This window comes from Actinoplanes sp. HUAS TT8 (genome assembly GCF_051380535.1).
In the GTDB taxonomy this organism is placed as follows: Bacteria; Actinomycetota; Actinomycetes; order Mycobacteriales; family Micromonosporaceae; genus Actinoplanes.
Genome location: NZ_CP195646.1, coordinates 9,628,895 through 9,647,861, shown reverse-complemented (window position 1 = coordinate 9,647,861; position 18,967 = coordinate 9,628,895). Strand labels below are relative to the sequence as shown.

The 18,967-nt window shown below is 68.0% G+C and carries 16 protein-coding genes; 8 read left to right on the top strand and 8 right to left on the bottom strand.

The window, feature by feature from the left end:
* Position 1 precedes the first annotated feature (1 nt).
* Genes ACSHV8_RS42925 through ACSHV8_RS42910 form a run of 4 tightly spaced genes read left to right on the top strand, consistent with a single transcriptional unit; the run spans position 2 to position 4,247 of the window.
* Complete coding sequence (locus ACSHV8_RS42925) at positions 2–1,987, top strand: MFS transporter (RefSeq protein ID WP_436525703.1); 1,986 nt, start codon at positions 2–4, stop codon at positions 1,985–1,987.
* Positions 1,988–1,990: 3 nt separating this feature from the next.
* Positions 1,991–2,536 (top strand): hypothetical protein, encoded by a 546-nt coding sequence (locus ACSHV8_RS42920; protein ID WP_436525701.1) that lies wholly within the window; start codon positions 1,991–1,993, stop codon positions 2,534–2,536.
* Positions 2,533–3,654, top strand: a complete 1,122-nt coding sequence (locus ACSHV8_RS42915) for a M23 family metallopeptidase (protein WP_436525699.1) — start codon at positions 2,533–2,535, stop codon at positions 3,652–3,654. The genes ACSHV8_RS42920 and ACSHV8_RS42915 overlap by 4 nt, the downstream gene beginning before the upstream one ends.
* Positions 3,651–4,247 carry a hypothetical protein gene (locus tag ACSHV8_RS42910; RefSeq protein WP_436525697.1) on the top strand — a complete coding sequence of 199 codons (597 nt, stop codon included), beginning with the start codon at positions 3,651–3,653 and terminating at the stop codon, positions 4,245–4,247. Before ACSHV8_RS42915 ends, ACSHV8_RS42910 begins: the two co-directional genes overlap by 4 nt.
* Here ACSHV8_RS42910 and ACSHV8_RS42905 read toward each other — a convergent pair whose 3' ends face one another.
* A complete protein-coding gene (locus ACSHV8_RS42905; RefSeq protein WP_436525695.1) occupies positions 4,248–4,847 on the bottom strand; it encodes an Rv0361 family membrane protein in 600 nt (199 codons plus the stop codon).
* A gap of 216 nt (positions 4,848–5,063) precedes the next feature.
* Between ACSHV8_RS42905 and ACSHV8_RS42900 the strand changes: the two genes are divergently transcribed.
* Genes ACSHV8_RS42900 through ACSHV8_RS42890 form a run of 3 tightly spaced genes read left to right on the top strand, consistent with a single transcriptional unit; the run spans position 5,064 to position 8,637 of the window.
* Positions 5,064–7,658 (top strand): FtsK/SpoIIIE domain-containing protein, encoded by a 2,595-nt coding sequence (locus ACSHV8_RS42900; RefSeq protein WP_436525693.1) that lies wholly within the window; start codon positions 5,064–5,066, stop codon positions 7,656–7,658.
* Complete coding sequence (locus ACSHV8_RS42895; RefSeq protein WP_436525692.1) at positions 7,655–8,356, top strand: hypothetical protein; 702 nt, start codon at positions 7,655–7,657, stop codon at positions 8,354–8,356. Before ACSHV8_RS42900 ends, ACSHV8_RS42895 begins: the two co-directional genes overlap by 4 nt.
* A 20-nt stretch (positions 8,357–8,376) precedes the next feature.
* Positions 8,377–8,637 carry a hypothetical protein gene (locus ACSHV8_RS42890; protein WP_436525690.1) on the top strand — a complete coding sequence of 87 codons (261 nt, stop codon included), beginning with the start codon at positions 8,377–8,379 and terminating at the stop codon, positions 8,635–8,637.
* 492 nt (positions 8,638–9,129) lie between these two features.
* Here the strand turns inward: ACSHV8_RS42890 and folE are convergent, their stop codons facing one another.
* The 6 genes from folE to dacB all read right to left on the bottom strand — a co-directional run bounded on the left by folE (position 9,130) and on the right by dacB (position 16,401).
* On the bottom strand, positions 9,130–9,768 hold the full coding sequence (gene folE / locus ACSHV8_RS42885) for a GTP cyclohydrolase I FolE (RefSeq protein ID WP_436525688.1): 639 nt from the start codon (positions 9,766–9,768) through the stop codon (positions 9,130–9,132).
* A 5-nt stretch (positions 9,769–9,773) separates the two neighbouring features.
* Positions 9,774–11,786 carry an ATP-dependent zinc metalloprotease FtsH gene (gene ftsH / locus ACSHV8_RS42880; protein WP_436537195.1) on the bottom strand — a complete coding sequence of 671 codons (2,013 nt, stop codon included), beginning with the start codon at positions 11,784–11,786 and terminating at the stop codon, positions 9,774–9,776.
* 297 nt (positions 11,787–12,083) lie between these two features.
* Complete coding sequence (hpt, locus tag ACSHV8_RS42875; protein WP_436525686.1) at positions 12,084–12,659, bottom strand: hypoxanthine phosphoribosyltransferase; 576 nt, start codon at positions 12,657–12,659, stop codon at positions 12,084–12,086.
* A 65-nt stretch (positions 12,660–12,724) separates the two neighbouring features.
* On the bottom strand, positions 12,725–13,699 hold the full coding sequence (gene tilS, locus ACSHV8_RS42870) for a tRNA lysidine(34) synthetase TilS (protein ID WP_436525684.1): 975 nt from the start codon (positions 13,697–13,699) through the stop codon (positions 12,725–12,727).
* 2 nt (positions 13,700–13,701) lie between these two features.
* Complete coding sequence (locus tag ACSHV8_RS42865) at positions 13,702–14,760, bottom strand: zinc-dependent metalloprotease (RefSeq protein ID WP_436525682.1); 1,059 nt, start codon at positions 14,758–14,760, stop codon at positions 13,702–13,704.
* Positions 14,761–14,820: 60 nt separating this feature from the next.
* Entirely contained in the window at positions 14,821–16,401 is a 1,581-nt protein-coding gene (gene dacB, locus ACSHV8_RS42860; RefSeq protein ID WP_436525680.1) for a D-alanyl-D-alanine carboxypeptidase/D-alanyl-D-alanine endopeptidase, read from the bottom strand.
* 493 nt (positions 16,402–16,894) lie between these two features.
* Here dacB and ACSHV8_RS42855 point away from each other — a divergent pair, with 493 nt between their 5' ends.
* Positions 16,895–17,398, top strand: a complete 504-nt coding sequence (locus tag ACSHV8_RS42855; RefSeq protein WP_436525678.1) for an inorganic diphosphatase — start codon at positions 16,895–16,897, stop codon at positions 17,396–17,398.
* A gap of 72 nt (positions 17,399–17,470) precedes the next feature.
* On the opposite strand, the gene eccD is transcribed toward ACSHV8_RS42855, so the two are convergent.
* Entirely contained in the window at positions 17,471–18,853 is a 1,383-nt protein-coding gene (gene eccD, locus ACSHV8_RS42850) for a type VII secretion integral membrane protein EccD (protein ID WP_436525676.1), read from the bottom strand.
* Positions 18,854–18,967 lie beyond the last annotated feature (114 nt).

The window sequence follows — 18,967 nt, the reverse complement described above, 5'->3', positions numbered from 1 at the left end:
GATGGTGCGGCGGGGGGTGGCGCTGTTTTCAGCTCTGGTCATGATGGTGGTGGCATCAGTCGCCTGGGCGGTGGTGGCGCCAAGAGGCGCGTATGCCGCACCAACCAAAGCTCCCGACGGCGCTTGTAGCGTCGAGGAGTGGCACAACGGACTTGATTCATGTTTAGACCGGCTGATAAAAGCCGTTGGAGATAAAGCCCGCTGCGAGAATGCACCAACACCTAGCGCCCCCGATTCCGGCTTGGCAGGATGGTTCGCCGAAAGGCCAGCGCCGGCAATCGCAACCGGACGCGCAGGCCGATACACTCAATACGGGTACGCTGGGTACAATTTTCCGAATTATGACCAAGATGGCGGGTGTGCTGCTCCCATCACCGAAGCCGACTCCAGGGCAGAATCAACCATAGCCAACGGCGAGTTTATGGTGGCAACTGCAATCATCGGAGCGTCTAACGCACTTCGGGAACGAGCCTGGGACCCCAAGTCCCTATGGGGCTGGGCCGACAAACTCGTAGAACAGGCAACCAAAGAGGTTTACGAGAAAGTATTCCATGTCTTCGGCGCAATCGCACTTGCCGTAATCGGAATATATCTGATTTGGCGATCGCGGCAGGCAGATATGGGTGCAGCCACAACGACCGTCGGATGGGCAATCCTAGTCATGGTCGCTGTTACAGCAATTGCGGCCTGGCCAGTCCGCTCAGCCAACCTAGCGGACCAAAGTCTCGTAACATCATTGGATGTTGTTCACAACGCCCTCGATCCGCAGAATCAGGGTGACGTCGAGAGTACCTGCAAGCTCGGTGATCCCAAGGCATGTGTCGACAACCGCCCGCCCGCAGTTCGAGCGAGTGACACGGTAACAGAGACCATGCTTTATCGAAACTGGCTTCGCGGTGTCCTCGGATCCGCAGATAGCCAAACTGCTCAAAAGTACGGATCTGCGCTGTACCGAGCACATTCTTTCCAATGGGACGAAATCGAAGACATCCGAAAGAATCCTCAAACGCGCGACGCGATGATCGAGCTGAAGAAATCCGAATGGAAAGCACTTTCTGCACAAATCAAGACGGAAGACCCCGAGGCATACGAATACCTTCAGGGAACTAACGGCATGGAGCGTATCGGGGCAGGCTTCATTGCCGCCCTTACAGCGCTCATGTTTGCGATGTTCGACATCACGGCTTCTGTTCTCGTACTACTCGGATTCCTTGTTTTCCGCTGGGCGGTGATCGTCGCACCAATCCTCGGCACGGTAGGGTTACTCAGGCCCGCGAGCGCAGGAATTCGCCGCCTCGGAAATGCCGTCGTAGCAGCTATCTTCAACATCACAATTTTCGGTACGGGTGCGGCTATCTATCTTTTCGCCGTTGACCTAATCATGAATACCGCGACACTCCCAGGATGGCTTCAAGTGGTCCTGGTTTGGCTCTGCGGCGTAGTTGGATGGCTACTACTCCGCCCGTATCGCAGAATCACACAGCTCGGCGGCAAGGACGGTGCTGCGACTATCGCTTCTGGCGGGTCTTGGCACCGGCGATTCTTCCGTGACATGCGTGAGGCAGCAAAGCTCGACATCGCCGAGGGTGGCGGAACGCGGGAGCCGACCTTCGGGAAGGATAGGCGGACAGTTTTCGTCGAGCCGCGCAACATGCGCCCCGAAGCTCGGCTGGAAGACCCATCACACTCCGGTTCTACCCGCACCGAGTCGACTAGGGTCACCTCCGAGGACGGCTCAAGGCTTCCGGTGCCAACACGCCCCGACGGCAAAGAGACTGTGCGCCCAGAGAAATCGGCGACAACCTCCCCCAGCGATGGCCCCGGCGATACCGTGCGGCCCGCACCGACTCGGCCGAGGACGCGGCGCACTGAGTGGACGGAACCGGACGTAGCCGAACAACCGGCGTCGTACACGATCTACCGGCCGGCTACGGGTTCCACCGGCCAGGAGCCGGTCACCCCGCGGGTGCGTTCCGAGGCGAGGTGACACATGTCGGGAATAGTCGCGCGCGGGCTCAACGCGCTCTTCCGCAGCCGTCTGGGCGTCGCCTTGGTCCTTGTCGCCATCGTGTTGGGCATCGTCGGCGTCGGTCGGCTCCTGTCGGACGGTAAGTCCAGCAGTCCATCGGTCGGCCTGGGATCTCCAGCACCCGCCATCAGTATTGATCCTTCCGAGGACGACAGCGTCGTCTCCGCCGAGCCGCCCCCCAAGCCGAAGACAAGTCCCGGGCGGGCTCAACCAGAGCAAGTCGCGTATGCCTTCGCGTCTGCCTGGGTGAGCCACACCGACGTCACCTCGAAGAAGTGGCTGGACCGGCTGCTGCCAAATGCCACCACCGACCTCGCTGACCAACTCCGCGGTGTAGATCCGGCTGGCGTCCCAGCAGATCAGGTGATCGGTCGCCCCACCCTCGACGTCGTCAACGAGACGCAGGTCAACGCGATCGTCACGATGAACTCGGGCAAGCTCAGCCTCAGACTGGTCGCGCCAGACGGCCATTGGCTGGTCGACGGCATCGATTGGGAGGGGGCATGAGTCTCCGTCGCCCCCGCAAGGTCGTACTCCTGGCTGCCCTGGTCGTGACGCTCGCGTTGGTGTGCTGCGGTGGAAGCGTCGGGCTGCTCCTCTACGGCGAGCTCGCGGACAACAAGGACCAGACCAACCTGAACGCCACCTCGTTCGAATGCGGTCAGGGCGGGGTGATCGATGCGAATGCCAAACTGCCGAAGGCTCGCGATTACGGTGCTCAGCAGGTTCGCAACGCGGCTGTCATCATCAATGTCGGCGCGAAGCTGAAGATGCCGCCCCGGGCCTGGGTGATCGCCGTGGCCACCGCGATGCAGGAGTCCCGGCTGTCCAACCTCGGCAATCTGGGCAGTCGCAACGATCATGACTCGCTCGGGCTGTTTCAGCAGCGGCCCAGTTCCGGCTGGGGAACCCCAAAGGAAATCCAGAATCCGGAGTACGCCGCAACGAAGTTCTACGAGAAGCTCAAGACGATCAGTGGCTGGGAGGACATGTCGCTGACCCGGGCGGCGCAAGCCGTGCAGATCAGCGCCTATCCGGACGCGTACGCAAAGCATGAGCCAGCGGCCACCCAGATCGTGAACATGCTGGCCCACGGCGCGGCGAACGCCGTCGGGAATTCGCTCTCGATGTCGTGCGCGGGAGCCGGGCAGATCGCCGCCTCCGGATGGACTGTCCCGGTGAAGGCAGAGGTGGGATCCGGCTTCCGAAGCCCCGAAAGGCCGAACCACCAAGGCGTCGACCTGATCGTCTCCCGCTACACGCCGATCGTTGCCGCTGCCAGCGGGATCGTCTCCGTGGTGAAATGCGATGAAGACTTCAAGGGCCGCAAGACTTGCAACGTCGACGGCTACCCGGGCAAGGGCGGATGCGGCTGGATGGTGGAGATCCAGCACGCCGGCAACGTGATGACCCGTTACTGTCACATGGTGCAGAAACCCTTTGTCACGGTGAATCAGAAGGTGATTGCCGGCCAGGTCATCGGCAAGGTCGGCACAAGCGGGAACTCTTCCGGCCCGCATCTCCACTTCGAGGTTCACTACAACAACGACCGGTCAAGCGCGGGCGCAACAAACCCCGTGCCGTTCATGCAAAAACAAGGCGCACCCCTAGGCAATGCAGGATGACAGGCGAGGCGTTCCCCGATCCGTTGGCCGCGAATAGCTCTTGGGAGCTCGATCCACCTCGCCCAATTATCCCCATCCCAGCCATCATGAGCGGCAACCTACGTGGCAAGCGTGTGCTTATTGGACTTCCTGGGCTCGGTTGGCGAAGTGACCTTAGAGCCGATGAAAAAGTGATCCAGGGGAGTCGCACATACGTCCCCGTCATGCCCGAGTCCGAATGGTATAGAGCAGAATCGGAAAAGACTGAAGTATTTGCCGCCCTTGTTCCTGTCGATAGGGTCTGGGTCGAGGACTTTGGAATATCCGGTTCATCAAGGCAGAACGGAAATCAACTCGTCTCGCTCGACGAGCCATCTAGACGGCCTCCGACATCGGCAGCCCACGCAAACTCCTTGACGGGATGTCGCGCCGTCAGACTCCTCGATGACGGCGGTGAACAGCGCGACCTAAGAGTGACCACTGAGCTCTACACCAGCGAAAGTGGCGACATCTGCGCTCGAGTAGCGAACGAGCTGGAGTGGTACAGGTGGTCCTGGAATGGACGATTTCCTCAAACCCTGGAGGTTCCTGCAGAACTTCTCTGGATCGAATAACTACGGTCCGGGAGCTGCAGAACAAACCCGCCAGTCACCGTCATCAAATAAATCGAACCGCCAAGGATCAAAGGTCCTTTCGGATCCATCCGAAACTGTGCGCACTATGTCAACAGTCGCAACGGCACGATCACCTGAAGTCTGAACATTTAGGTTCCTCCAGGTAACCACCACCTGGATAGAATACTTATCCTCAGCAGCTTGAATTTCATTTCGAAATGAATTTAGCTTACTGAGATCGCTGCCTGACTTGCACGTGTAAAGCGCGGCATCCTGGTCGTCGCGATGAGCCATGTAGGCACCCAGGAAGTTAACCATTACAACACTCGGATCGGACCTTTCGATTTTGGTCGCGCTGTCGTAGAGCGCAACAAAAACCCCGACTCCGCCAAGACACAGCAGGGCTGCGACTCCGATACCCAATGCGAGCCAAAGACGGGCCCGGCGGCTTTGCAGCCGCCCACGACGTTTCGGGCGCACGTCAGCACCGACCGTGACTACCTCAGGAAGGATCCCGCCTGGCTTAGGCTCCCGGGCGGGTACCGACGGCACGCTCGAGGAGGCTGGTTCGGCTCCGGGGTTCGGCTCGTGCGGCTGCATACATACGACACTAATTCGTCATCGCTCGCTCATCACTGCAGGGCGAGGGCCGAACCGTATCAACCCCCGCGCCCGTACCCATGATCGCAAGCTCCTGATAGGACACACCCCGCGGACATCACGGGATCCATCCGCCCGGATGGCAGCAAACCGCGCCGGGACCGCATTGCGTGGTCCCCCGCTGGTCTGGGATAGGTTTTATGCGCGCGACAGGAGGTGACAGCAGTGGCGGATTCGGCTCTGCGGGTCCGGCAGGCTGCTGCTTTGCACCGGCAGGCGGTGGCGACGGCAGATGCGGCCGCCGCTGCCCTGGAGGCGTATGCGCCGGGCACCGCCGACCCTAGGGAACAGCATCGTCTGGCCAAGCGGCTTCAGCAGGCCGCGGCGCAGGTTGCTCCGGGCTGGCTGGGGGCGCCGTTGGACGCGTTGACGCCCAAGGCGCCGCTCGGTGGGGGTTCGGGGCCGCAGTTCGTGCGGATCGGGCTGGCCCAGCCGCTCGACGATGTGCGGTTTCCGGCGGTTGTGCCGCTGCTCGGGGTGGGTCATCTCACGGTCGATGCCAGCGCCACCGATCCGCGGGTGTTCGGGCTGCTCAGGTCGCTTCTGTTGCGCATGCTGGCGACTGCGCCGGCCGGGTCGCTGCTGGTCCGCACGGTGGACGGGGTGGGTGGTGGCGCCGTTTTCGAGCCGTTCGAGGAGCTGGCTGACGCGGGTTTGATGTCGCCGCCGGCGGTTGATCGGCAGGGGCTGCGGGATGTGCTGGCCGAGGCCGAGAAGTGGTTGCGTCCGGCCCGCACGGGCAGCAAGCGGGTCCGGCGGGATCGGATGCTGCTGGTGGTCATCGCCAGTCTGCCGGAGATGACCGAGGGCGAGGAGTTGCGCCGGATTGCCGCGTTGGCCCAGCAGGGCCCGGATTCCGGCTTGCACCTGATTGTGGCCGGTTGGCCGCCTCCGCCGTTGACCGCGGAGACCACGCAGGCCCCGTTGCCGCGGACCACGGCGGTCTCGGTGCGTAATCCGTTCGCGGTCGTCGGTGACCCGCCCGGGGGTTCTTTCGGGTCGACTCCGGAAACTCCGTGGTTGAACGCGCCGGTTTTCTTGGACGAGGAGCCTCCGCCGCATCTGGTCGACGCGGTCTGCCGGGAGTTGGCGGCGCACAGTGCGGCTGCTTCCCGGGTGACGCTGGCCGATTTGTTGCCGGAGCCGACCGAGGAGTTGTGGTCGGCTGATGCGTCGGCCGGGGTGGAGACGGTGGTCGGGCATCACGGTGACGTGCCGCTGGTGCTGCGTTTCAACGATCTGACCCCGCATTGGATGGTCGGCGGCCGTTCGGGTGCCGGCAAGACGGCCTTCCTGATCAACGTGTTGTACGGGCTCGGCGCCCGCTACTCCCCGGACGAGCTGGCGCTTTACCTGCTCGATTTCAAGGAGGGCGTGTCGTTCGCCGAGTTCGTGCCGACCCAGCGGGATCGCACCTGGCTGCCGCACGCGCGGGCGGTCGGCGTGGAGTCCGACCGGGAGTACGGTTTGGCCGTTCTGCGCGAGTTGGACGCCGAGATGGGCCGCCGCTCGATGGCGTACAAGCGGGCCGGTGTCTCCCGTTTCGCCGACTTGCGCGCGGTCGCCGCGGAGGAGGGGCGGGGGCGTCCGCTGCCTCGGGTCCTGTGTGTCATCGACGAGTTCCAGGTGTTGCTGGCCGGCAATGATCCGACCGCGGCCGAGGCCGTGGGGCTGCTCGAGTCGCTGGCGCGCAAGGGCCGGTCGTACGGAATCCATCTGGTTCTCGCGAGTCAGACGGTGCTGGGCGTCGAGGCGCTCTATGCGAAACGCGATTCGATTTTCGGTCAGTTCCCGGTCCGGATCGCGCTGCCGGGTGGCGGCGATGTGCTGGAGCCGACCAACGATTCGGCGGCCGGCCTGCCTCTGGGCAGCGCGGTGGTGAACACGGCCGGGGGTCTCGGCGGGCCACGCGGGGCGACGCGGGGACACGAACGGGTGGTTCGGTTCCCGGATCCGCACGCCGATCAGGGTTTGTTGAGCGACCTGCGCCACAAGCTGTGGGGCGCCCGCGATCCGGAGTCGATTCCGCCGCGCATCTTCGCCGGTTATGCGCTTCAGCACCTGGCCGACGATCCGACCTACCGGGCCGCGCTGGCCGGTCGCGCGAGCCGGCCGACCGCCCTGCTCGGCCGCATGATCGACGTGAGTCTGACGACTGCCGCGTTCCCGCTGGACTCGTCGCCGGGCCGGCACCTGGCGATCCTGGGTTCGCAGACGACCGGCTCCGAGGTGCTGGACGCGGCGGCCCGCAGCGTGGCCGCTTGTCACGCGCCGCGGACCACCCGGTTCGTGATCGCTTCCCTGGTCGCCGAGGGCGACGTGCTCGCCGCCGAGCTGGCCGAGGAGATCGCGCACCGGCAGGAGGTGGTCGTGGTGGACGCGTCCGGCCTGGCCGCCGAGTTCGCCTCCGACCAGCCGGGTTACCTGGTGGTGTTCGGGATGGACGCGGCTCCACCGGGCGCGCTGTCCGGCCTGCGGCAGCTGCTGCGCGAGGGGCCGAGCCGCGGCGCGCACCTGCTGTCCTGGTGGCGCGGCTTGCGCCGGTTCAGTGAGGAGACCGGCGGCAGCCTGGGCCGGGAGGATGTGGCCGGCCTGCTCTTCCTGAATGTTCCGCAGTCGGATGTGACGCTGATGCTGGGCCGGGCGGTGGACTGGCAGCCGCGGGCGAACCGGGCTCTGCTCCACGACCGGCACACCGACCGCACGGTCACCGTGGTTCCGTTCGTGCAGCCGGAGGGCGACAATCCATGACGGACCAGGAGCAGGCCGAGCAGCGCGGCGTCGTGCCGGCCCAGGCCGGGCCGCCGGCCGACGGTCCCTGGGCGGCGTATCTGGCTGCCGCCCGGGAGTTGGACGCGGTCCGCCGGGCGGCCAGTTCGGTCGCCGGTGAGCAGGCCGCCACGGTCACCGGCGCCCGGCAGGAGCTTGCCGCGGTCCGCGCGAGGCTGGCGCCGCAGCGTGCGCGTCTGGTGCGCGATTTCGGCGTACCGGAAATCGATCTTGTTCCTCTGGAGGGTGAACGGGCAACCGCGCTGGCCGCGGTGACCGGTGGTCCGCCCGCCGTGCTTTCCGCGTTGCGGCAGGCCAGGGTCACCGCGGACGCCGCCGATCACGCGTTCATCGGTCCGCTCCCGGCCGGAAGTGGTCGCCCCTGGGCGCGGAACCTTCTGGTCTACGGCCCGTTCGCCGCCGCGGTCCTGATCATCCAGATCATCCTCTACCTGGTGGCGCCGAGCGGCACACTGCCCACGTACGCGCTGCTGTGTGGCCTCAGCATGCCGCTGCTCGCGTTCGGGCTGGGGTGGGCCACCATCGGCTTCGTCTGGGGCGCTGACGGCGAGCAGAGCGGGCCGAGCGTGGATCGCACGCCCGTGCTCGGCATCGTCACCTGCCTGATCCCGGTACTGCTCACCTGCATGGGTGTCGGCCTGCAACAGTTGCTCGGCTGAGTCACGAGAGGACCAGAGCATTGGCGAGCGTCGAAGAGGTCAAGGTCAACATCGCCGCGTCGGTCGACGGTTCGAACCGCGCGATCGCCGGCATCCAGATCGTCGCCGACCAGCTCGACCAGTCGCTGGCCCTGCTGCGTCTCACCACGATCGGCTCGTTCCACCCGGCCGCGGCGGCCGCCATCGCCCACCTTGAGCAGGCCCGCAGCCGCCTCGACGAGGCGACCCAGCTGACCCGGGCCGCGATGGATTCCGCAAACCAGTTCCGCGGCATGATCTAGAACCCCGAAGATCAAATTCTTCATTGCCTCGGTCCGCCGGGGTACAGACCGTCGCTCCCGCGGGGACCCTTCCGACCCTCGCAGGCCGCTGGCGCGGCCAAAACGCGACGCCCGAAAGGGCGACGTGGTCTTCGGGTCACGCTCAGAGCAACAAACCCACCCACCAGCGTCCCGCCCGCCGGCCCACGCAAGGCTGCGGCCCCCACCCCAGCCCCAGCCGCGCCCCCGCCCGCCAGCTGGCACTGAGGGCTCTAAAACCAGCCAGAAACAACCCTCAGCACCAGCTGAGCCGGCGACCCGCGGCGCAAGCCGGACCCGCGCGAAGCTCGCGGTGCCGAGCTGGCGCTCAGGGCTGTATCAGCCCCTCGAAACAGCCCTCAGCACCAGCTGAGGCGGGGAGTCGCGTCGCAAGCTGGACCGGTGCGGGTGGGAAGCGACATGAGCACCAGCCGCAGTCGGCTGGTGCTCATGGTTGCTGGTGGTGAGGCGGGGTCAGCGGGCGTTTATCAACGCCATGGCCTCGGCCCGGACCTTGCCGTCGGTCTGGAACGCGCCGCGAACCGCCGACGTGAGCGTCCGCGCGCCGACCTTCCGGATGCCGCGCATCTCCATGCACAGGTGCTCGCATTCGAGGACCACGATCACGCCGCGCGCCCCCAGCTTCGACATCAGCAGGTCGGCTATCTGCGACGTGAGGCGCTCCTGCACCTGGGGCCGCCGGGCGAAGACCTCGACCAGGCGGGCCAGTTTCGACAGGCCAGTGATGCGCCCGTCGACGCCCGGGATGTAGCCGATGTGGGCCACACCCTTGAACGGCAGCAGGTGGTGCTCGCACATGCTCTGCACCTCGATGTCGCGGACCAGGACGAGTTCTTCGTGGTCCGCCTCGAAGGTGGTGGTGAGCACGCTCGCCGGGTTGACCCGCAGGCCGGCAAAGAGTTCCGCATACGCGCGGGCGACCCGGGCGGGGGTCCGCTCCAGGCCGTCCCGGTCCGGGTCCTCACCGATCGCGATGAGGATTTCCCGGACCGCCTTCTCGATCCGCCCGAGGTCGACGGCCTGCTCCACCGGTGTTCCGGTGACCTTGCCGTCGACCAGCCGGGCGGCGAGATAGTCGAGTTCGTCGGGCACGCTGATCAGTTACTGCCTTCGATGGTGCCGTTCGCGTTCGGCCCGACGGCAAGCTGACCGTCGGACTCGGCCTGCGCCTTCAGCTTCTCCCGCTCGCCGGGGGTGAGCACGGGCGGGGCCTCCGACGGCAGGCGCTTGCCGAAACCGTTGAACGGAGCCATCGGCGGACGCTTCTGCACCCGGGCGCAGATGCGGTCCATGTCCTCGCGGGTGATCGTCTCTTTCTCGATCAGCTCCAGGACCATGTCGTCGAGAACGTCCCGGTACTCCACCAGGATCTCCCACGCCTCGTCGTGCGCGAGCTCGATCAGAGCCCGCACCTCGGAGTCGATGTCGGCGGCGACGGAGTCCGAGTAGTCCCGCTCGTGGCCCATGTTGCGGCCCAGGAACGGCTCGTCCCCACTGGTCCCGTACTTCACGGCGCCCAGCTTGGAGCTCATGCCGTACTGCGTGACCATGGCGCGGGCCAGGCCGCTGGCCTTCTCGATGTCGTTGCCGGCGCCGGTGGTGGGCTCGTGGAAGACGAGCTCCTCGGCGGCCCGGCCACCCAGTGCGTACGCCAGGGTGTCGATCATCTCGGCGCGGGTCTGGGTGTACTTGTCCTCGGTCGGCAGCACCAGCGTGTGGCCCAGCGAGCGGCCACGCGGCAGGATCGTCACCTTGTGCACCGGCGCGGAGTGCGGCAACGCGTAGGCGACCAGTGCGTGACCACCCTCGTGGTACGCCGTGATCTTCTTCTCGTTGTCGCTCATCGCCCGGGTGCGGCGCTCGGGGCCGGCGATGACCCGGTCGATCGCCTCTTCGAGGAAGTAGTTCGAGATCGCCCGCTTCTCGTTACGCGCGGTGAGCAGCGCGGCCTCGTTGATCACGTTGGCCAGGTCGGCCCCCGAGAAGCCGGGCGTGCGACGGGCCACCGAGTCGAGGTCGACGTCCGGCGTGAACGGCTTGCCCTTGGCGTGCACCCGGAGGATCGCCTTGCGGCCCTCCATGTCCGGGTTGTCGACCGGGATCTGCCGGTCGAAACGGCCGGGACGCAGCAGCGCGGGGTCCAGGATGTCGGGCCGGTTGGTGGCCGCGATCAGGATCACGCCGCCCTTGGTGTCGAAGCCGTCCATCTCGACGAGCAGCTGGTTGAGCGTCTGCTCGCGCTCGTCGTGACCGCCGCCCATGCCGGCACCACGGTGCCGGCCGACCGCGTCGATCTCGTCGACGAAGACGATCGCCGGCGCGTTCGACTTGGCCTGCTCGAAGAGGTCGCGGACCCGGCTGGCGCCGACACCGACGAACATCTCCACGAAGTCCGAGCCGGAGATCGAGTAGAACGGCACCCCGGCCTCGCCGGCGACCGCGCGGGCCAGCAGCGTCTTACCGGTACCCGGCTGGCCGAAGAGCAGAACGCCCTTCGGGATCTTGGCGCCGAGTGCCTGGTACTTCGCCGGGTTCTGCAGGAAGTCCTTGATCTCCTGAAGCTCCTCGACCGCCTCGTCGGCGCCCGCCACATCGGCGAACGTCGTCTTGGGGGTGTCCTTGGTGATCATCTTCGCTTTGGACTTGCCGAAGTTGAGCACCCGGGAGCCGCCACCCTGCATCTGCGACATGAACAGCAGCAGCAGGACCACCAGAATGGCGATCGGCAGCAGGTTGATCAGCAGACTGAGGAGGATGTTGTCGCCGGAGACCGTTGCGTTGATCGTCCCGGTGATCCGCCCGGCCGACTTGGCCTGCTCGACGGTGTCCCAGATCTTGTCGGTGACCTCGTACGGATACTGGGTTTCGATCTGTTTCGTGGTCTTGCCGTTGAACTGCTCAGGGCTCTTGAGATCGATCTGGAGCGTCTGCTCCTTGTCCTTCTGGACGACCTTCTCAATGCCGGGCTGATTCAGACGCTCAAGAGCGACCGAAGTATCTACCCGCTGGTAGCTGGGACCACTGGTGAAGATCGAGCTCAGCGCGACTACGCCGATGATCACCAGAATGATCCAGACCACCGGGCGGCGGAAGAAACGCGTACGTTCCATACTGTTGTCGGGCGCCAAGCGCCCGGACCCTCCTGATCGGCGTCCTGGTCACCTCAACGTCGCCGCCCACCGGCGGCCGCCGGGATCAATTGCCCCGCTTGGGTGGCGGTGAATCACTCCCGGCCCCTCCGGCGCTCGTGACACCACGCCATCGGTCACTCGACCGTACACCGTGGGCACGCATTGCGAACCCGTGAGGCTGTAGGGCGAACTCCACGTAACCCCCCGCAATCCAGCGCGTTTCAGTAATAAAACGGCCCATAACCTCCATTACTGAGAACACGCTGAGAAAGCGGTTCAGCTACGGGCGTAGACCTCGGGCCGGAGAACGCCCACGTACGGCAACTCCCGGTAACGCTCAGCGAAGTCAAGTCCGTAACCGACCACGAACTCGTTGGGGATGTCGAAGCCCACGTAGCGGACCGGGACCTGCACCTTGACCGCGTCCGGCTTACGGAACAGCGCGACCACCTCGACGCTGGCCGGCTGGCGCGACTCCAGGTACTTCATCAGCCAGGACAGGGTCAGCCCGGAGTCGACGATGTCCTCCACGACCAGCACGTGCCGGCCGGCGATGTCACGGTCCAGGTCCTTCAGGATGCGGACCACGCCGGACGAGGTCGTGCCCTGCCCGTAGGAGGAGACCGCCATGAACTCCATCTCGGTGGACGGACCGTGCCGGCCCAGCGAGCGGGCGAAGTCGGCCATGAACATGACCGCGCCCTTGAGCACACAGACCAACAGGATGCCGTCGGCGGCGTCGGCGTGGTCCACCGAGACCTGTTTCGCCAGCTCCTCGATCTTCTCGCGGATCTGCTCCTCCGAGATGATCACGTGGTCGATGTCGCGGTCGTACCAAGAGCCATCAGCCATGGGCCTAAGCCTGCCGCATGGAGGTTACCGTTCGTGAAACGGGGCCGGATTCCGTACGGGATCGCTCAGTTGATAAGGGGCGGAACCACCCGAACGAGGTCACTTTCCCGCCGCCCGACCGTGATTCCGCCCGGCAGGCAGGCCGGACCCTGGCCGTGCCAGTCGGTCACCAGCGCGTCCAGCGACATCACGTGCCCGTAGGCCAGCGCACCCCCGGGCGCCCCCAGCTCCCGCGCCCACCGGTGCAGCACCCGGCCACGGATCGCGTCGGGCAGCCCGGCCAGCGCCGGCACGGACAGGCCGTCACCGGACCGGGCCCGTTCCAGGGCCTCGGCGGCCAGGCCGTCGAGCGTCTCGTTGTCGGCCGCGAGCAGCGCCGCCGTCCGGGCCAGGTTGCCGATCACGGCCGCGCCCAGCTCGGCGACGAGGGTGGGCAGGGCGGTGGCCCGGACGCGGGAACGCGCATACGCCGGATCGGTGTTGTGCGGATCCTCCCAGGGCGCCAGGCCCAGGGCGGCACACGCCTTCCGCGTGTCCGAGCGGGCCACGTCGAGCAGCGGGCGGCGGAACACCCCGCGGCGCGGCGGCATCCCGGCCAGCCCACGCGGGCCGGCGCCCCGGGCCAGCGCCAGCAGCACCGTCTCGGCCTGGTCGTCGCGGGTGTGCCCGAGCAGCACGGCGGCCGCCCCGAGCTCACCGGCGGCGGCTTCGAGGGCGGCGTAACGGGCCGTGCGGGCGGCCGCCTCCGGGCCGCCGGGCAAACCGGCGACGGTGACGGTCGACACCCGTACGGGATCGAAATCGGCATCCCGGGCCCAGGCCGCGACCGAGCGGGCCCGGCGATCGGAGCCCTCCTGCAGGCCGTGATCGACCGTGACCAGGCCGACCCGTGCGCCCACGAAGCGGGCGGCGGCGGCCAGCGACAGCGAGTCGGCGCCGCCCGAGCAGGCGACCAGCACGAGCGCACCGGACGGCAGATCCGCCAGACCACGACGGACCGCCGTGCGGACCGCGGCGACCGGCGCCGGGATCCGGGCCACGGTCAGTCGAGCGCCGGGCGCGCGCCGTGCACCCGCGCGACCCACGCGTCCGGGTCCCCGAGCTCCTCCAGCCAGGGCAGGGTCAGCGGAGACTCGAAGATCTTGTTGAAGCCGTCCATCCCGACCCGCTCGACCACGCCGTGGACGAACTTGTGCCCCTCCGCGTACTGCCGCATCTTGACCTCGATGCCGAGCAGGCGGCGAACCGTCTTCTCCAGCGGGTTGCCGCCCTCGCGGCGGCGGTTGAACTTGGCCCGGATCGACTCGACGGACGGGATCACCTCGGGGCCGACGCCGTCCATCACGAACTCGGCGTGGCCCTCCAGCAGCGTCATCAGCGCGGTGAGCCGGTCCAGCACGGCTTTCTGCCCGGGGGTCTGCACGATGTCCAGCACCGAGACCCGGCTTTCCGGGTCGCGCAGCGCGTCCGAGACCGTGGCCACGCCGCGGCGCAGCCGCTCCAGCACGTGCTCGCCGCCCTGCGAGGCGTCGACGAACGCCTGCACCTGGCCGAGGAAATAACCCCGCATCCAGGGGACGGCGGTGAACTGGGTGCGGTGGGTGACCTCGTGCAGGCAGACCCAGAGCCGGAAGTCCCGCGGATCGGCGCCGATCTTGCGCTCGACCTCGACGATGTTCGGCGCGTTCAGCAGCAGCTGACCGGGGTCGCCGGAGAACACCTCATATTGCCCGAGGACGCGCCCGGACAGATAGGCCAGAATCGTCCCGGCCTGCACTCCGGTCACCCGGGAACCGATCGCCTCGGCGAACGCGCCCGGCGGTTTCTCCCCGGAGAGCTTGGTGACCAGCGGGTTGATCACCTGTTGCAGGCCGGCGATGTTCACCTTCGCCCAGTCGCGCCGGTCGACCACCCGCACCGGGGGCACCTCGACCTGCGAGGTGAGCCCCGTGTACTCCGCCACGTGGCCGGCTGCCTCCTCGGTCAGCTGCCGCAGCTCGGACACCACCTGAGCGGCCTCGTCGTAGGAGACCGCCGGGCCTGATTTGGACAGCGCGCCCGCGGTTGCGGCGGCCAGGTCCCAGTCAACGAACTGCGCCATGCAGCCGACAGTACCCGCGCGGCTCCATAGCGCACTCCGGTGAAACCCTGATGCCCGTCCCTACGAGCACCCGCAGGCGACCAGCCGGGTCGCGACCTTGTCGAGCGCGGCCTTGGCGGTGGACGCGTTCGAGGTGGCGCTCGCCATGATCGCGAAGGCCAGCACCCGCCCGTCCTTGGTGATCAGCACTCCGGCCAGCGTGTTCACTCCGCTCAGGGTGCCGGTCTTGGCGCGCACGATGCCCTGGGCGGCCTGGTTCGGGCTGGGCGTGACGAACCGGGTCCGCAGCGTGCCCGACCAGCCGGCCACCGGCAGGCCGTTGAACATCGCGGACAGCTCCGGCTTGGTGCCGCCGGCGGCCAGGGCCAGCGTCTGCACCAGCAGGGTCGGGCTGATGCCGTCGTGCCGGGAGAGGCCGCTGCCGTCGTACAAATCGGCCTCGTCGCCGGGAAGTCCCAGCTCGCGCAGCTTGTCGATCATCGCCTCGGACGCGCTGTCGAAGCTGGCCTCCTTGCCCGCCGCGATCGCCACCTGCCGGGCCATCGTCTCGGCGATGGTGTTGTCGCTCTGCTGCAGCATCCAGTCCAGGATCTGCACCAGCGGTGGCGACTCGACCTTGCCCAGCTCCTGGCCGGGAGTAGTCGCCGCGCCGGCGGCGGCCGAGGCCGGGGCCGAGGCGTTGTCGGCGGCGGCGGCCGGGGCCTTGCCCTTGACGACCTTGGACGCGGCCACGCCGAGCAGCTTCGCGAAGGACTTGCCGGCCGAGATGGACGGGTTGCTGAAGCGCGGATCACCACCGTTCTCGTTATGCACCGGGGTGATGCGGCCCGCGTTGGTCATCAGCGCCTGGATCCGGGCGACCTGGCCACTCGGCGAGATGTCGTCGGAAGACCAGCCGGTCGCCGTCTCGGGGCCGCTGAACAGCGAGGTGTCGACCGTCACCTTGGTGATCGGGGTGGCGCCCATCGCGGCCTTGACCTGCTTGGCCAGCAGGTCGAGCCGGGCCGCGCCGGGGAACTGGCCCTTCGCGTCGATCGACAGGGTCGGGTCACCGCCGCCGATGATCACCACCTCGCCCGGGTTCTCGCCCGCCACCACGCGGGTGGCCAGGCGATAGGCCGGCCCACGGGCGGCCAGCGCGGTCACCGCGGTGAGGATCTTGGTGGTCGAGGCCGGGGTGGTCGGGATGTCGGCGTTCTGCGCGTAGAGGACCTGCGACGAGGTCACGTCCAGGACCGAGACGTGCACGGTCGAACCCAGCGCGGACGACTTGACCAGTGGATCCAGCGCCGCCTGGACCGCCGCGGCGGTCGGCGCCTTCCCCTGCGCGTTCGCCGCGGCGAGCACCGGGGTGGGCTTCGGGTCGGGCGTGGTCGCCGCCGGGCTGGGCGTGGCCGAGTCGCCGAACCAGCCGGCGATCGGGCCGGGCTTCTCCACCACGCCGACCACCACGACGGCGAGCAGGACCACCGCGGCGAGGACGATCGACGCCGTCTTCGTGCTGGAGAAGAACCCCGGTGCGGACTCGGACGGGCCTTCGCCGGGGGCACTCTCGGCCGCCGCCACCGGCTTCGGCGGGGCCGGTGGCCGGGCTCCGCCGACCGGCGGCGGCACCGCCGGGCGCGCGGTGTTCAAGGGCACAGAGGCTTTCCCGTACGACGGTGAGCCGCCCCCACTCGCCGCCGGCGCGGCCGGGGCCACGGGCGGTGGAGCCGGCAGAGCCGCAGGTGGCGGCGCCGGCATGGGCTGGGGCGGTTGGGGCGCGCTGGGTGGATAGGCGCCCGCGGGTGGGATCGGCACGGTCGTCTGCGAATCCGGCGACGGCGGCGGGAAGCCACCGGCCCAGCCGGGACTCGCCGGCTGCAGCGGCGACGTGGGCGCGCTCGACCACCCGGGCGGCCTTTTACCGTCATCCGGGTGATTCGCCCCGCTCGACACGCCGTCGTAGTCCGGACCGTTCTGTGAATCTTGCCTCGTCACACGCCCCTCCTCGCCCGTGGCGTCAGACTTAGGGGAGACTAGCGACATCCGGCACACCGTTGCGCGCGGATCCTGCGGGCCTGCTTCCACTCCCCCGCTTCCCCGCCCGGCGGCCCGGTCTCATCAAGCGGGCAAGCATAAGGGGAGCGAAATAATGGATTTCGACGTTCTGGTTGAGATCCCCAAGGGGCAGCGCAACAAGTACGAGGTGGACCACAAGACCGGTCGCATCCGGCTCGACCGGACCCTCTTCACGGCGACACAGTATCCCGCCGACTACGGCTTCATCGAGGGCACCCTGGGCCAGGACGGCGACCCGCTGGACGCGTTGGTGCTGATCCAGGAGCCGACCTTCCCCGGTTGCCTGGTCCGCTCCCGCGCGATCGGCATGTACCGGATGACCGACGAGAAGGGCCGCGACGACAAGGTTCTCTGCGTGCCGTTCGAGGACCCGCGTCAGGAGCACCTGCGCGACATTCACCACCTGGGCGAGTTCGACCGGATGGAGATCCAGCACTTCTTCACGGTCTACAAGGACCTGGAGCCCGGCAAGTCGGTCGAGGGCGCGACCTGGGTCGGCCGCGTCGAGGCCGAGGCCGAGATCCGCGCCTCCTTCAAGCGGGCCGAGGACGCCGAGGCCGAAGAAGGGGAGCACTGACCGTTCGCATCCCCTGATACCGCTGACGACCGCACCTGCGGGGCTCCACGCCTCGCAGGTGCGGTCGTATGGCTATCCGATCGTGAGTCCGCTGATCGCGCCGTAGAGCCCGGCGACCGCGCACGCGACCGGGATCACCGAGACCGTGGCCAGCACGTCGAGCAGGTCCGCGGCCCGGCTCAGCGAGCGTGACGGCGGGCGGTCGGACCAGGTCACCCCGGCCGCCACGATCGTCAGGGCGAGCAGCACGCACCCCACGGTCACCACCGGCCGGGCGCTCGCGGGCGCGGCGGCGAGCAGGCCCGTCCCGAGAGCCACGAGCGCGGCCAGCCCACCGGCGAGCAGCGGCAGCCGGTGCCGTCCCGCGCGGAACAACCGGGAACGCGACAGCAGCGCGAGCCCGCCGGTCGCGAGCAGGATCCGGGCCGCCGGGGTGCCGATCACGGCCAGCGCCGCCGCCGCGCCGGCCACCAGCACCGCGTGGCCGAGCAGCAGACCGGCCAGGAACTCGTCGGCGCGACGGGCCGCGGCGAAGACCACCGCCCGGTCGGGTCGCCGGCGCATCGCCTCCAGGGCCGCACCGGCCGGGTCGTCGAGCGTGTCGTCGGGCAGCGTGTCCGGCGGTGTCGGGGTGCGGCCCAGACGCAGGGCCAGCATCGGGAGCAGCGCGACCCCGCAGACCAGCACCGCCAGCAGGGTCGCGGCGCCTGCCGCCGGGCCGCCGGCCAGGGTCGTCAGACCGGTCGCGGCACCGAGCAGGCCGACCGTCGCGCCGGCCGTGAAGATTCGGGCGCCGGCCGCCACCCCGGCCCCGCCCGCGGTCGCCGCCAGCAGCACCGCGATCGAGCCGGCCAGCAGCGCCGGGCCGCTGATCCACGGGCGGCCGGGCTCGGCGACCCAGGCGGTGGCGCCGGAGAACGCATACGGCATCGAGAAGGCGCCGAGAACCACGGCCGGGGTGGCCAGGCCGTACGCGCGGGAAGTGATCGTCCCGGCGAGGACGAGCAGCGTGGCCAGGCCCAGTCCGATCCATCCGGTGGGGTCGCCGCGCAGCGCCGACAGGCCCAGGGTGAGGATGACACCGGCCGCGACCAGGGCCGACATTCGCGTGGCGGCCGGGGTCCAGACTCCGCCGCGGCGGCGGGCGCCCTCGGCGATCGCCTCGACGACATCGTCGTACTCCAACTCCGGCCAGTCGTCGTGGGCCGGGCCCAGATGCAGCACCTCGCCGTCGCGCACACCCTGTGGATAAAGTCCGCGGCCGACCTCCAGGGCGGCGCCGTCGGCCCGCCGCAGCACCCAGCCGCCGTGTCGCTCACCGGCGTCGGCCAGGTCCTCACCGGCGTGTTTCAGCACCTCGGGCAACAGCTCGGCCAGGGGCACGTGCTCGGGCAGCGCCACGTCGACACGGCGCTGCGGAGCGCTGATCGTCACGCGAGCCAGACCGGTGTCCACCAGGCGCCTTTCGGTTGTCCACAGGGGAGGGAATCGATGCTGCCGGATCGACCGAACTTTATCTAGCATGGGCGCGTCGTGATGCCCCGTGATCGCCGGGGCACGTTCCGCGAC

What these genes read in the sequence shown, in the direction of transcription:
- ACSHV8_RS42925 (WP_436525703.1), top strand. Translation starts at nt 2, where the DNA reads ATGGTGCGGCGGGGGGTGGCGCTGTTTTCAGCTCTGGTCATGATGGTG.
- ACSHV8_RS42855 (WP_436525678.1), top strand. Translation starts at nt 16,895, where the DNA reads ATGGATTTCGACGTTCTGGTTGAGATCCCCAAGGGGCAGCGCAACAAG.
- ACSHV8_RS42910 (WP_436525697.1), top strand. Translation starts at nt 3,651, where the DNA reads ATGACAGGCGAGGCGTTCCCCGATCCGTTGGCCGCGAATAGCTCTTGG.
- ACSHV8_RS42895 (WP_436525692.1), top strand. Translation starts at nt 7,655, where the DNA reads ATGACGGACCAGGAGCAGGCCGAGCAGCGCGGCGTCGTGCCGGCCCAG.
- ACSHV8_RS42905 (WP_436525695.1), bottom strand. Translation starts at nt 4,847, where the DNA reads ATGCAGCCGCACGAGCCGAACCCCGGAGCCGAACCAGCCTCCTCGAGC.
- ACSHV8_RS42915 (WP_436525699.1), top strand. Translation starts at nt 2,533, where the DNA reads ATGAGTCTCCGTCGCCCCCGCAAGGTCGTACTCCTGGCTGCCCTGGTC.
- ACSHV8_RS42920 (WP_436525701.1), top strand. Translation starts at nt 1,991, where the DNA reads ATGTCGGGAATAGTCGCGCGCGGGCTCAACGCGCTCTTCCGCAGCCGT.
- hpt (WP_436525686.1), bottom strand. Translation starts at nt 12,659, where the DNA reads ATGGCTGATGGCTCTTGGTACGACCGCGACATCGACCACGTGATCATC.
- ACSHV8_RS42865 (WP_436525682.1), bottom strand. Translation starts at nt 14,760, where the DNA reads ATGGCGCAGTTCGTTGACTGGGACCTGGCCGCCGCAACCGCGGGCGCG.
- ftsH (WP_436537195.1), bottom strand. Translation starts at nt 11,786, where the DNA reads ATGGAACGTACGCGTTTCTTCCGCCGCCCGGTGGTCTGGATCATTCTG.